Source organism: Waterburya agarophytonicola KI4, assembly GCF_020640915.1.
GTDB classification, from domain to species: Bacteria; Cyanobacteriota; Cyanobacteriia; order Cyanobacteriales; family Xenococcaceae; genus Waterburya; species Waterburya agarophytonicola.
Window position 1 is genome coordinate 1 of sequence record NZ_JADWDC010000025.1, and the last position, 12,479, is coordinate 12,479.

The window sequence follows — 12,479 nt, forward strand, 5'->3', positions numbered from 1 at the left end:
ATTTTGCGGCATTTTGGCGATCGCTATGTAATTAATTTTGCTTAGGTACTTATATATCAGCTTAAAAGTTAAATATTAAATATTTAATGGATTTAATCGAGTATTTATTCTTTGACCGAGGCTACATTAAAATCAACTTGATTTAAATTTTTCGATTCTAAAATCGAAGCTATTTTGTTTTGTAAAACACCAGCTAGCCTATTAACTAAAGAACCTAAAGTATAAGGATTATCCAAGATTAATTTAATACTTTCGATGATTTTCTTGCGCTTAATAGCTTCTAAAACAAGATAGTATGCCAATCTTTTTTGATAGATAATTGAGTTCTCAAATAACACTTTTAATAAGTTAGAATTGCCATGGGACTTAATTTCTCTAGTAATAAATATTTGAGTTATTTTACAAGAATCACTTAAATATTCTGTTGGTTTTCTAGTAGAAAGAGAACTGCTGCGCGTGCGATAATAGTAATAAGCTTCGGGTACTAATACAAAATGGGCTTCCTGTCTCAAACATTCTAAATAGAGAATAAAATCTTCTCCGACATTAATTGCTTCATCATATTCAATACCGTGCTGAAGCAAAAATTTTCGCTTAATTAAAGGCTTAGTGTAGCCAAGACTCCAATTTCTTTTGGCAGTAATGGGATTTGGGCGATCGCTAATTACAAAATTAATAGCGTCGATCGATTCTACAGAAGATATTTCTTGCTGATTTTCTAGCAGCAAAGTACTCCAAGGTTGAGATTGGCGATCGCGAATCAAGTTTAGATTGTCCGCAACTAAATCCGCATTTTCTCGTTTTGCCACTGACAAAAGCTTTTCTAGCCTTTCTGGCGCGTACCAATCATCGGAATCTAATAGAGCGATCCAATTACCTCTGGCGACTTTGATGCCACAATTGCGCCCATAGCTTACACCACGATTATGTTTGTTGCAAATTATTTTCAACCGTTTGTCTTTAAAATTGCGAGCAATTTTGACTGTAGAATCTGTAGAAGCATCGTCAATTAATATTATTTCAAAATCGCGATATGTCTGAGATATAACTGATTCAAGAGCTTGAGCTAAGTAAGCTTCGCTGTTATATGTAGGAATTATTATAGATACTTCAGGATTCATTTTCTTGATTATATAAAGCTTGATATTTCCTATATATGTTGCAGATCTAAAAAATAAGCATTTTTTTCTCAAAAAACTCGAACGCCAATCAGAATTTTTTACAATAAAACTAATACTTATAAGACATTACTAGATCGGTAAACTCGATTACATAATACATTACAGTCTGACTAATAAAGTTAATTTCAGCTTAATTTTTTGTGAGACTAGTTATAACATATCGTAAACTTCTAAAAAACTAGATAATACTATACCAAGCTCTAAATGCCAGCCATATGTGATGAAATCATCAAAATTAGCAACTATCGTTAATTATCCAAAGGAGAAGGTGCAAGCTCTCGATCTCTATCTCTGTAGTCTTCTCTGGCTTGCTTCAAGACATCTTGGGCTTCATTGCGATCGCGATTAACATCGCTCAACGACTCTCTTAACTTAGAGCTATTCATTGCCATTTTTCTCGCAATTATGGAAATTAGTTTAATATCTTTTTTAGTTTCTGAAGAACTATTGTGATTAATTAGATTAATTTCTCTGGCTAATAATTTATTGAGATTATCGATCTCGACTAAAACTCTCTTGGTATTTTGCATTGGTTTGTCGATCTGCTGGATTTTGGTTTGAGCCTGATTAATCTTATTGTGAGTATTATTTAATTCCCTCAAACCCATCTCTACGAGAACAGATTGCTCTTTTAATTTTGCCTTAGACAAAGATAAACCTGCGTGAAAGCCAATTTGTTTAAAATTTTCGATTTCACTATCTTGCCAATCTTTAAAACTAAAACAGTGATGAGCAACCAACAAACCATAAATTTCTCCATTATCGCGATTAATTGGCACTACTAAATTAGCTTTGACCCCGATTTTTGCTAAATTATCTACATAACAATCAGTCATTCCCGCTTCGTAGATATTGGAAATAGCACGCACTCTTCCTTGCTGATAGCGATCTATATAGCGATATTCAAAGCAAGGATCTTTAATAACACTAGCCAAAATAGAAGCCAAGGCAGGGATAGTTGCTTCGGCGACAATCTCTCCTTGATTGCCACTTTGCAAGCCATACACGACAACGCGATCGCAATTTAAAATTTCTTTTCCTCTGTCTACGGCGATCTGTAATACCTCTTCAGAAGTTGCTGCACCGTAGATTTCTCGTGTAATCTCGTTAAGTAGCTCCTGGGTTTGCTTGTTGCTGCTTATTTGTTGTTCCAAATCTAAAGTGGCTTTTTGTTGAAACATCTGTTTCATCGTCCAATCAGCCACACTCAGGAGAAATTCTATCTCTGTTTGTTGCCATTGGCGAGTTCTAACACATTGATGCGTTACCAATAGTCCATAAAGAGAATTGTCGGGGGCTGTTAAAGGTACTACTAAATTCGATTTGACATCTATTTTAGTTAGATTTTCCACATAACAAGGACTCATTCCTGCTTCATAGATGTTGGTAATTGCGCTAACTCTTCCTCGTTGGTATTTGTCGATATATCTTGCTTCAAAACAAGGATCTTTAATTGTTGTACCCAAAATTTCAGCGTAGCCAGGGGTAACAGCTTCAGCAGTAATCTTACACATCGATTCAGACTGCATACTATAAACCACCGCCCGATCGCATTTTAAGGTTTGATAAACAATTTCTACTATTGTTTGGAGAGTTTCTTTTTCTGTGCTTGCACTAGCAAGTTTGGAGAAAATATTAAGAGGTAAATTGTTGTATTTTGCACCATTGGCGGAAATTTCCGACAACGATCTTGATGGCTGCATAGTCATAATATTTTATGGAAGTTTTTATATTAATTTGTGCTTAATATTGAAATGACAAATTACTCAAACGCTTATTTTAAGTAGCTTTTATAAATTCGATACCGTAACATTTATGTATAATTACTGAAGATTCTAACCTATTTGAGTAATTAATTCCTCCGTATCAGATAGACAAGATAAAATCAAAACCTTTTAAAATGAGTGTTTTAGCGGTTTGATGTCAAGAAATCAATTAAAAGTTGGCTAAATTTTATTGGTTGTTCAAAATGAACATTATGACCTGTTAGTTTTACTATCTCGATCTCCAATAGAGGAGATAATGAATTAATCTTTTGATTAATAGCAACAAATTTGGGATCTAATTCGCCAACGATTAACAATATTGGTACTCGAATAAATTCAAGCTGTTCCCACAAACAAGGTTGCGCTCCCAAACCCATGTAGCGGAGAGATTTGGCTAACTTGTGAGGATTATTATTTAATCTTCTCGCGATCGCTTGGGGATAATTAGGATGTTTAATAAAGAAAGTAAATAAAGGATTTTGATACCATTGCTGTAAAAAAAACGCAAAATTCTCTGTTTCTAATTTATTTGCTAGTTTTAAATCTTGTTTAATACGTTTTTTTCTTTCTGCCTTGGTTTTTAGTCCTGGAGAAGCAGATTCGAGGATAACTTTAGGAAAATATTGGGGAAAGTAAATTGCCAAATATAATGCCAGCCTCCCTCCCATGGAATAGCCCACCAGAAAACATTGAGGAATCGATAATTGCTCTAATAATTGAATAATAGCGACTGCCAGTTTGGGCATATAATAATCGAGATCGCTTTTCACTTCTGTTTTGCCATGTCCTGGTAAATCGATCGACAAACAACAAAAATCTTTGTTTAATAAATTAATAACTTCCCCAAAATCTTCGCAACTACCCATAAAACCATGTAAAAATAAGATAACAGGCTTGTTGCGATCGCCTATCAAAACATAATTAATCATTAAAGTAGTAGGCTCTACCGTAATTCCCGTGGTAGACACTAGATATGGTGGGTAGTCAGGTAAGACTAAATCTTTCAGCTTAAAGGGCTGTATTCGAGATTTACTAAATGATTCGGCTGTTTTTTCTGGTAAATATGTCGGAGAAAATTTAAGCAATGGCGACACAGCAAACAACAATTTTTAATGGTGCGCTAACAGGGGCTACCGAGAATCTTACCTCTGAATTTAGCAATGCTATTGGGTTTTACTTAATTGCTCCTGGGGCTGTAGTCGAGTATTGGACTTTGGACAAAATCCAATAATTATTCACTGGCAAGGTAGACCAAAAGGCGATCGCGAATGGGGCATTTATTCGAGTCGCGATGATTCTTATCGCTGTTTTCTCGCTGGCAAGATTAACTGGTCAAGTGTCGAACTTTTCCAACTAAATGATCAAACTACAAATACCTTGCCCTCGGCTGTGTTGATTGTGCCAGAGAGTAAAGTTACTTGTATTGATGGTAAGGCGATCGTTGGTGAAGTTTTGCTGTCTGATGTGGGATAAGAATTATTGGGGATTCTATTTAATGTTATTAATAGCTCTATTTAAGAGGTTTGCTTTAAAGCGATCGACAAACCTACATTTACTAACTATTGGCATTACAACCAGTAGTATAGAAAACTATATTTTATATATTTTAGAAAAAATATAATAACTGAATATAATAGAGTCAATATTCTTAACTGACGTTACGCAGCCAAACGAGACTTCAACAGTTTCACCTATTAGTCGAGAACGGAATATCAATAGTTCAAGACCTCATGTGCGTAACATCAGTTCTTAACAAGTTTTGAGATCGGCTATAGGATGATAAATAAAATATACAGCCTGTAGTAAAAAATTGGCAAACACAAAGCTACAATCAGCAGCTTTGTACAAAATGCTTTTTAATAGACATCAAATTTACACAAATATCATCTAAAGTGTTTAATTACAAAAACATTAATTTAAAACTACTGGGCTTAACGTTACTGGCAACCGTTGGATTTCGTAATATTAATGAAGCATCAGCAAAGCTGACACCAACAATTCATACTAGAAATACTAAAAGTTATATTTATACACCAGAGACTAAAGTCAATCCCCAAACAGAAATACAGATAGCTAATTTAGTTACAGGTTCAATTAATGTTCAACCTGAGTTATTAGAAAGCGGTCAAAAGGATGAGCAATTAGTATTTCGCGATCCTCAAGAAGATTCGATTTTTGAGTTGAGTAGTTTTTTAGGATTTAATGCTAATAATGATAAAGAAAATCCGAAAACCAAAGTTATTAAAATAGTATCTTTATCTTTTTTTTTGCTGCTGTTTGTGCCTTTCGGTATTTTTTATCCCTTCTTTTTATTTTATAAAAAACTTTTAAATGTTGACACAAATTACGATAATTTAGTAGACCAGCCTATACAGTTATCTGAAACTTCAGAGTTAATCTCAAAACTACCGATTACATCTTTAAATCCTGAAACTATCAAACTTGAAGAATTAAATAATATTCAAGCTACAGTATCTAAGCTACAAATTGCCTTTGCTGTTGAGAATGTGGATATAAGGCATAAATTAGCAGAACTTTGTTCCAGTGTAGATCCCAGGACAGATCGTGGCGTTGCTGAGTTGATGAGAAAAACTATTTCTCTTTTCATTAGTCAAGATGAATGGACTCATATTAGTTGTAGTTCCGAATCTTTGCCCATCAATCGAGTCAAGGGAGAATTTGAACTAATCTCTGCTACGGAAAAGAGTAAATTTGGAAGGGAAGAGTTAAGTTTGGTTGATACTGAGGAGCGATCGCCAAAACCAAATAACTCTCTCCCCACAGATATGCCGAAATATGTAGTAGTTACATTGATCTTATGCACATCTCATACCGAACCTTTGTTTTGGGAGATTCGCACTAAAAGGCAGTTGGTGGAAGAATTATCCGAACTAGGAAAAATGCGCCAAGACGATCTCATAAAATTCGATTTATTATGGAATCCTCAAGCAGAAGCAAAATATTTGAGCAATAATGAATTGTTAAAGAAATACATTGACATGATAAGACTGTTTTGATTTTATCTTGGCAAGCAGTTTATTTTCGTCTAAATAACCTGAAATCGAAAATTTGCAGAAGATTTAAAATTTTAAAATGTATACAGTAAGCTTAATTCCTGCGGAATCTTACGATTTAGAAGACTTGAAATCTCGTATCGAGCATCTGCTAGAACCTTTGGGTGGTATGGGAAAAATTGTCCAACAAGGCAATCGCGTTTTATTAAAACCCAATTTGCTGACTGGAAATCGTCCCACCAAAGAATGTATTACCCGTCCTGAAATTGTCTATTGTGTAGCTCAATTAGTCAAAGAAGCGGGGGGACAGCCATTTCTGGGAGATAGTCCTGCTTTTGGCAGTGCTAAGGGAGTTGCTAAGGCAAACGGCTATTTGCCCTTATGCGAAGAGTTAGACTTGCCTATAATTGAATTTAAAGGTCAGCGTTACTCCACCGAAAATCCTAATTTCGAGCATCTACGTCTTTCTAAAGAAGCGATGAATGCAGATGTGGTGATAAATTTACCTAAAGTTAAATCCCATATGCAGCTAACTATAACCTTGGGGGTAAAAAATCTCTTCGGCTGCGTACCAGGTAAAATGAAGGCTTGGTGGCACATGGAAGCGGGGAAAGATGCCGATCGCTTTGGGGAAATGATTGTGGAAACAGCCAGAGCAATATCTCCCAACTTAACTATCATTGATGGCATTATCGGTCATGAAGGTAACGGCCCTAGCGGTGGAGAACCGAGAGAATTAGGCATACTCGGCGCATCTACTGATGTCTTTGCTTTAGATCGGGCGGTAATTGATATCTTGAACGTCGATCCAATGACCGTTCCTACTCTATCTGCACAGTTTAAACAGGGTCTTTGCACCAAATTAACAGAGATTGAATTTCCCTACTGTAAGCCCGCAGATTTACAGGTATCGGATTGGAAATTACCCGATGCTCTAATGCCAATTGATTTTGGACTTCCTCGTGTATTGCGCTCTACTTTCAAGAATTTCTACATTCGCTTTATTAAAGAGCCAATGAAAACTTATAGCAAATAAATAAAATTATTATCTGTTTGAGTTAATTAACTACTATTGGAGATAGCTGTTCGCCTTCAGAAACTGTTTGTCGATCGCGGTTAAATTCACAAGATGCAGGTACTGTGGTATTTACTTTGACTCGTTCGTAACCGAGATTAGTCAATAGTTGAGAAATACTTTCTTGCGCTCTAAGATTGGCATTGTCTAAAATACCTCCATCACAGGCAGTTTTTACAATTTCTTGTAGGGTACTTCTTTGAGCCAAGGTTTGTAATTGTGGTGCAACATCAGGTCCTAAATTGAGAAATCCGCGGTCGTAATCATAAACGCGAGAGCGATCGACATCAATTTTGCGATCTAATATTTTGGCTGTTGGTAAATCTATTTCAATCCTTTGACGGTCAATCTGAATATCTTGACTGGTTAATTCTCCCAGATCAACCCCTGCTCGAATTTCCCCTTGAGCAATATAAAGTAAACGAGTAGTGGCGATAGGAAGATCTCCCAATTTCCTTTCGGCAGAAGTCGGTACAATTTTTTCCATAGTTTGTACTGTAGTTGTCAACTCTTGCAGATTTTGTAAACGCTCCACAATTAAAGTTGAACTATCTATTTTAAGTTTGACTGGTTGGGGTTTAAATAGATTGCCCACAAAATTTAAAGCGCGATCGCTCGTATGCCAGAGACTAAAAATAATTAGTAAAACAATTAAATTTATTCCCCCAACACTCAGCAAAATTAATTGCTGCCAAAATGGGAGGTCAGCTTTAGAAGTTTTCATAGATGAATTTGTATTATTAAAAGATATTTAATAATTCTATTTTAATTCATCCGACATCCTAAGCTTCTCATAGAACTCATAATTATTGAAGAGTCGGCAATAACAGGTAAAGATTGACGGTAAATATCGCAGGCTCGATCATATTGTGCATTTTTAGTATAAATTTGTCCTTTTTGATTCCAAACCACAGGATCTTGAGGTTGAAGTTTGATCGCCCGATCTAATGCTGATAAAGCTTTTTTATCTTCTCCCGTCATGTCCCAAGCGGTTGCTAAACCCTTCCAGGTCAGAAAATCTTGGGAAGCAAGTTGAGCAGCTTTAGTTAAAGACTCGATCGCTTGAGTATAATTGCCTTGCTGACTGAGAGCTAATCCGAGATCGCGCCACAAGGGAGCATAATCCGATTCAATGGCAATAGCTCGATCATAACTGGCGATCGCTTGAGTTAAATTGTTTTGGTTATTTTGATAAATCAATCCCTTCGCTTGCCAAGCTAAATAAGAATTGGGTCGAATATCCAAAGCCCGATCTAAAGCTGACAAAGCCGACTCATTTTGCTCGGTTTGAGCCAGTGTTTTCCCTAATGCCAACCAACCCTGATAAAAATTGGGCTGAATTTTAACTGCTTGTTGATAGGATTGGATTGCTTGAGAATACATTTGACGTACAGCAAAAAAGTCTCCTTGACTCAGCCAAACTTTTTGATTTTGTGGCTGTTGTTTTAAAATTTTGTTGTAGTTTCTAGTCACTTCAAAATCGACCTGAGCTACTTCTTGAGGGCGATTTAATGCCTCTAAAACAATAGCTTTATCCTGCCAGAGTTTCATGTTGTATGGTTGGCTTACTTGAACTCGATTGAGTGCGGTCAAAGCATCATAATATTTACCCAACTTGATCAAGTTTTTCGCCAGATCGCTTAAGAAAACTGCATTGAGGCGATCTATTTCCAAGGCTTTTTGCTGCATCATCAAAGCAGATTCATAATCAGTCAACTCATACAAAGCTTTGCCTCGATGGTTGTATAGTTGTCCGCTATCCTTTTCTAAGGCTAATGCCCGATCGTATAAAGCGATCGCTTCTGGGAATCGTTCTAACTTATATAAAGTATCCCCTTGTTTTTTCCAGCTTTGCCAATCAGTTTTATCTAATCGTGCTGCCTCGGCATAAGCTTCTAGAGCTTCGGGATAGCGTTGTAAACTATAGAGAGCATCTCCTCTTCCAGACCAAGCAATAGTACTCTCTGGCTTAAGATCGATCGCTTTAGTAATAATATCAAGGGCAGCTTGGGGTTCTTTGGGTAATAAACTATTGCCCCGATACCAGTAATATATTGGTCGAACTGTAGGAAAAGCAAATTCAATACTGCCCAACAAACAAATAACTCCCAATATCCCAATCGCCAAAAATGTTCCGATTTTTAACTTGGGTGTTTTAAGGCGATTTGTAATTCTGTTTGATGATTTTCGAGGCTGTTTGCTAGCTCGATCTAAGACATTAATTTTTTGCAGATCCCGAAGAGCTTTTTCGGCTGATGGATAACGCTGTCCTAAATCTAGATCGATCATTTTGTCGATTATTTTAACCAAACGACGATCTATCTGAAGATTTTGCGCCCACAAAAGTTTTCCTGTTTGTTTATTTCTGACGATAGTAGCTGGTTTAATATTGGTTAAAGCTTCGATCGCGCTCATCCCCAAAGCATATAAATCGCTATTAATAGTGGGTCTACCAGCAATTTGTTCGGGAGACCAATAATTACTTTTATCCTCTTGTCGACTGGAGTCTATCGTCACATTGGGTGGATTTTTGATATCCATCAAGATCCCAAAGTCAGTGATGACAACCTGCCGATTATCAGAGCGAATCATTAAATTTGAAGGCTTGATATTCCGATGAATGATCCGATTTTGATGAATAAAATTAAGTACGGAAAGACTACTAGCTAAAATTCTGACCACTTCCAAAGTTGACAAGTTTTGCTGCTCAATCTTTTGAGCTAAATTCTCTCCCTGAATATATTCTTGAACTAGATAAAATTCCTCATTCTCTTCAAAATGATCCCATAACTGGGGAATTTGATCGTGGTATCCCAATCTTTCTAAGATAGACAATTCTTCCGCAAATCTTCTTTCGATTTTGACTTTTCCCGAACCATGAATGTTTGGCAATTCAATCTGTTTGATCAAACAAGGAGATTGATACTGCCGGTGAAGATTGTCAGCCAAATATGTCTCAACTCCACTTTTACCACCTAAATAGCTGGCGATCAAGTAACGTCCTCCCACCACCTGCTTAATCCTTAGCAAAGGTCGTAAATCCTGCAAGACATCTAGAGCAGAACTATATCTTATATCTAGATGGGGTGACATCATTTTCTCTAGAATACCTTGGAGTTTAAGACTGATTTGACACTGAGTTTGCCAACTTATTTTAGCTTCTTCCATTTCTTGCGGAGATCGCCCTGTCAAAGCATAAACAGTAGATCTAGCTAAAGCATAAATATCGCTTTTAAAGTGAGATTGTCCTACTTTTTGCTCGGGTGCAACATAGGCTAAATTCCCCAACGATTTGCCACTAATTAATTCTCCTTTGAGATTGATTTCTGTAGATTCAATTTCACGAATAGCACCAAAATCAATTAAAACAAAGCTATTGTCTTGCTTGCGTTTGATTAAATGAATTGGTTGAACATCGCGATGAATGACATTAGTTTTATGGATAAAATCTAAAATCCTCAAAACATCTTGAACGAGGTAAATAGCATCTACTTCATTAAATAACTTGCGTTCTACTGTTGTTTCTAAATTGTCTCCGTCAATATATTCCCGAACTAAATAAAATTGCTGATTTTCAATAAAATAATTGTAAAACTGAGGAATTTGTGGATGATCTCCCAGTCTCTCTAGCACATCAACTTCTTTAATGAGGTGTTGTTTAATTAATTCCCAGTTTATTTCGTTATCGTAGTTAGGATTTAGCTGCTCCAAAGCACACCTAGCATCTCCCGTCGCCTGTAAATCTTTAGCTAGGTAAGTTTTACTTGTTTCTTCTCTACCTAATTTTTGAATAATCTGATAGCGATTACCAACAATTGAGCCAGGAACGTGCATTATTTTTTTAGACTTAATAATTTTAGAAGCAGAATTTGATAAGTCTCGATGAGGAGTAGGCATGATTAATCTTAGTCAAAAAATAAAGCAGCCGTTTGGATCGAGATTGAGATGTTATCTATGGTTCTATCGTGAATCTTGGATATTTTTATCTTATAAATATATAAATATAAGTCATAAGCCCCTCGACAATTTTCATTATTCATACTTTTACCAAGGTCAAACTACACGAGTAGAAAAATTGACACAACCATAGATGCCATATTGTACGATCGTTTTTTAATTCCTGGTTAAAGTTCGTCTATTCAAGGGAATTTGTTTGAGTTGAACTACTTCTCCAGTGTTACTTTCTCTGGCTACCCGCACCAATAAACCAGCCAGCAACAAAGACGCAATAATTGAATTGATTCCGTAGCTAAAAAAAGGTAGTGGTAAACCTGTTGTGGGCAAAGAACCTGTCGCTACAGCAATATTAATCAGCGACTGTCCGACAATAAACACCATTGAACCGATTGCTACCAGCCTGGGTATAGTTTGATGGCATTTTATGGCTACTCTCAAAGCCAAAGTACCATAACCGATAATGATAGACAGTAGTAACAGAGATCCTATAAAACCAAATTCCTCGGCATATACTGCAAAGATAAAGTCTGTAGAACGAATTGGCAGATATGATAATTTTTGTTGAGATAAACCAAATCCAGAACCATTAAAACTGCCTGATGCGATCGCTAGTAGGCTTTGAATCAACTGGTATCCTTTATTATGGTAGTCTTGCCAAGGATTTATAAAAGATGTAATTCGATCCAACTGATAAGGATTGATTGCCACACTCAAACTTGCTACGCTTATTCCGCCAATAGAAACCGTTAAAAGTTTAGTCCAAGGTAATTCGGCAGCCACCGCAATCAGCCATAAACTCATCCCACATAACCCCGTAGTGCTTAAATTAGGTTGTTTAAGAATCCCCGCTAATACTAAAGCAAAAACAACCATCCACACCAAACGAACTTTACTTGACAGTTGATTCCAGCGAGAAAAAATATAAGCAGCCTGTAATACCAAAAAAGGCTTGATTAATTCTGACGGTTGTAAAGAAAATGGTCCAATTGCAATCCAGCGACTGGCTCCCATTGTAGTTTTACCCAAACCTGGCACTAAGGTAGCAAAAATCAACACCAGGAAAAACAAAACCATTACAGGAGAATATTTAAGAGTTTGACCTAAAGGCTTACGAGCCATCAAGTTAAACCCGATAATACCAGCTCCAACTCCTATTAATTGTCTTTTGAAAATATATAATCCATCACCATTATTGATGATACTTTCAGGATAGGATGCTGATACTAAAGTTACCAAACCAACAATTAGCCACACACACGTCAGCCAATTTAATAAACGAGCTTCCCAAGTCCAAGATCTAATTTTTGGATCTATAAAGGGAATCAAATAACCCAGATATTGCCTCAAAACTTTAGCTTTCACTCTTTGACGTTATTTATCATTTGCTTATTTTGCTTTTCAAAGGTAACAGATAACCATTGGAAAATAACAAAATAATAAAAAAGAGGTCTACTAGACCCCTCTTCTACTCAAGTGTGGCAATATT

10 protein-coding genes are annotated in these 12,479 nt (G+C 36.3%); 4 read left to right on the top strand and 6 right to left on the bottom strand.

Annotation, left to right across the window (positions count from 1 at the left end; genetic code table 11):
• Positions 1–104 precede the first annotated feature (104 nt).
• The 3 genes from I4641_RS11395 to menH all read right to left on the bottom strand — a co-directional run bounded on the left by I4641_RS11395 (position 105) and on the right by menH (position 4,041).
• On the bottom strand, positions 105–1,121 hold the full coding sequence (locus I4641_RS11395) for a glycosyltransferase family 2 protein (protein WP_229640648.1): 1,017 nt from the start codon (positions 1,119–1,121) through the stop codon (positions 105–107).
• Positions 1,122–1,429: 308 nt separating this feature from the next.
• Positions 1,430–2,884 carry a GAF domain-containing protein gene (locus I4641_RS11400; protein ID WP_229640649.1) on the bottom strand — a complete coding sequence of 485 codons (1,455 nt, stop codon included), beginning with the start codon at positions 2,882–2,884 and terminating at the stop codon, positions 1,430–1,432.
• Between the two features lie 206 nt (positions 2,885–3,090).
• Entirely contained in the window at positions 3,091–4,041 is a 951-nt protein-coding gene (gene menH, locus I4641_RS11405; RefSeq protein WP_229640650.1) for a 2-succinyl-6-hydroxy-2,4-cyclohexadiene-1-carboxylate synthase, read from the bottom strand.
• Between menH and I4641_RS11410 the strand changes: the two genes are divergently transcribed.
• From I4641_RS11410 to I4641_RS11425, 4 genes are all read left to right on the top strand, one after another.
• A complete protein-coding gene (locus tag I4641_RS11410; protein ID WP_229640651.1) occupies positions 4,032–4,178 on the top strand; it encodes a hypothetical protein in 147 nt (48 codons plus the stop codon). The genes menH and I4641_RS11410 overlap by 10 nt on opposite strands.
• Complete coding sequence (locus I4641_RS11415) at positions 4,154–4,420, top strand: hypothetical protein (protein ID WP_229640652.1); 267 nt, start codon at positions 4,154–4,156, stop codon at positions 4,418–4,420. The genes I4641_RS11410 and I4641_RS11415 overlap by 25 nt, the downstream gene beginning before the upstream one ends.
• Positions 4,421–4,839: 419 nt before the next feature.
• A complete protein-coding gene (locus I4641_RS11420; RefSeq protein ID WP_229640653.1) occupies positions 4,840–5,964 on the top strand; it encodes a DUF1517 domain-containing protein in 1,125 nt (374 codons plus the stop codon).
• 76 nt (positions 5,965–6,040) lie between these two features.
• A complete protein-coding gene (locus I4641_RS11425; RefSeq protein ID WP_229640654.1) occupies positions 6,041–6,997 on the top strand; it encodes an Npun_F2552 family protein in 957 nt (318 codons plus the stop codon).
• 22 nt (positions 6,998–7,019) lie between these two features.
• Here I4641_RS11425 and I4641_RS11430 read toward each other — a convergent pair whose 3' ends face one another.
• The 3 genes from I4641_RS11430 to I4641_RS11440 form a co-directional block, all read right to left on the bottom strand.
• Positions 7,020–7,760, bottom strand: coding sequence for a DUF4230 domain-containing protein (locus I4641_RS11430; RefSeq protein ID WP_229640655.1), 741 nt, complete (start codon positions 7,758–7,760; stop codon positions 7,020–7,022).
• A 41-nt stretch (positions 7,761–7,801) separates the two neighbouring features.
• Positions 7,802–10,933 (bottom strand): protein kinase domain-containing protein, encoded by a 3,132-nt coding sequence (locus I4641_RS11435; RefSeq protein ID WP_229640656.1) that lies wholly within the window; start codon positions 10,931–10,933, stop codon positions 7,802–7,804.
• A gap of 216 nt (positions 10,934–11,149) precedes the next feature.
• Positions 11,150–12,355 carry an FtsW/RodA/SpoVE family cell cycle protein gene (locus I4641_RS11440; RefSeq protein ID WP_229640657.1) on the bottom strand — a complete coding sequence of 402 codons (1,206 nt, stop codon included), beginning with the start codon at positions 12,353–12,355 and terminating at the stop codon, positions 11,150–11,152.
• Between the last annotated feature and the right edge of the window lie 124 nt (positions 12,356–12,479).

Coding starts and splice junctions, on each gene's coding strand:
- I4641_RS11430 (WP_229640655.1), bottom strand. CDS start 7,760: ATGAAAACTTCTAAAGCTGACCTCCCATTTTGGCAGCAATTAATTTTG.
- I4641_RS11400 (WP_229640649.1), bottom strand. CDS start 2,884: ATGCAGCCATCAAGATCGTTGTCGGAAATTTCCGCCAATGGTGCAAAA.
- I4641_RS11410 (WP_229640651.1), top strand. CDS start 4,032: ATGGCGACACAGCAAACAACAATTTTTAATGGTGCGCTAACAGGGGCT.
- I4641_RS11435 (WP_229640656.1), bottom strand. CDS start 10,933: ATGCCTACTCCTCATCGAGACTTATCAAATTCTGCTTCTAAAATTATT.
- I4641_RS11425 (WP_229640654.1), top strand. CDS start 6,041: ATGTATACAGTAAGCTTAATTCCTGCGGAATCTTACGATTTAGAAGAC.
- I4641_RS11395 (WP_229640648.1), bottom strand. CDS start 1,121: ATGAATCCTGAAGTATCTATAATAATTCCTACATATAACAGCGAAGCT.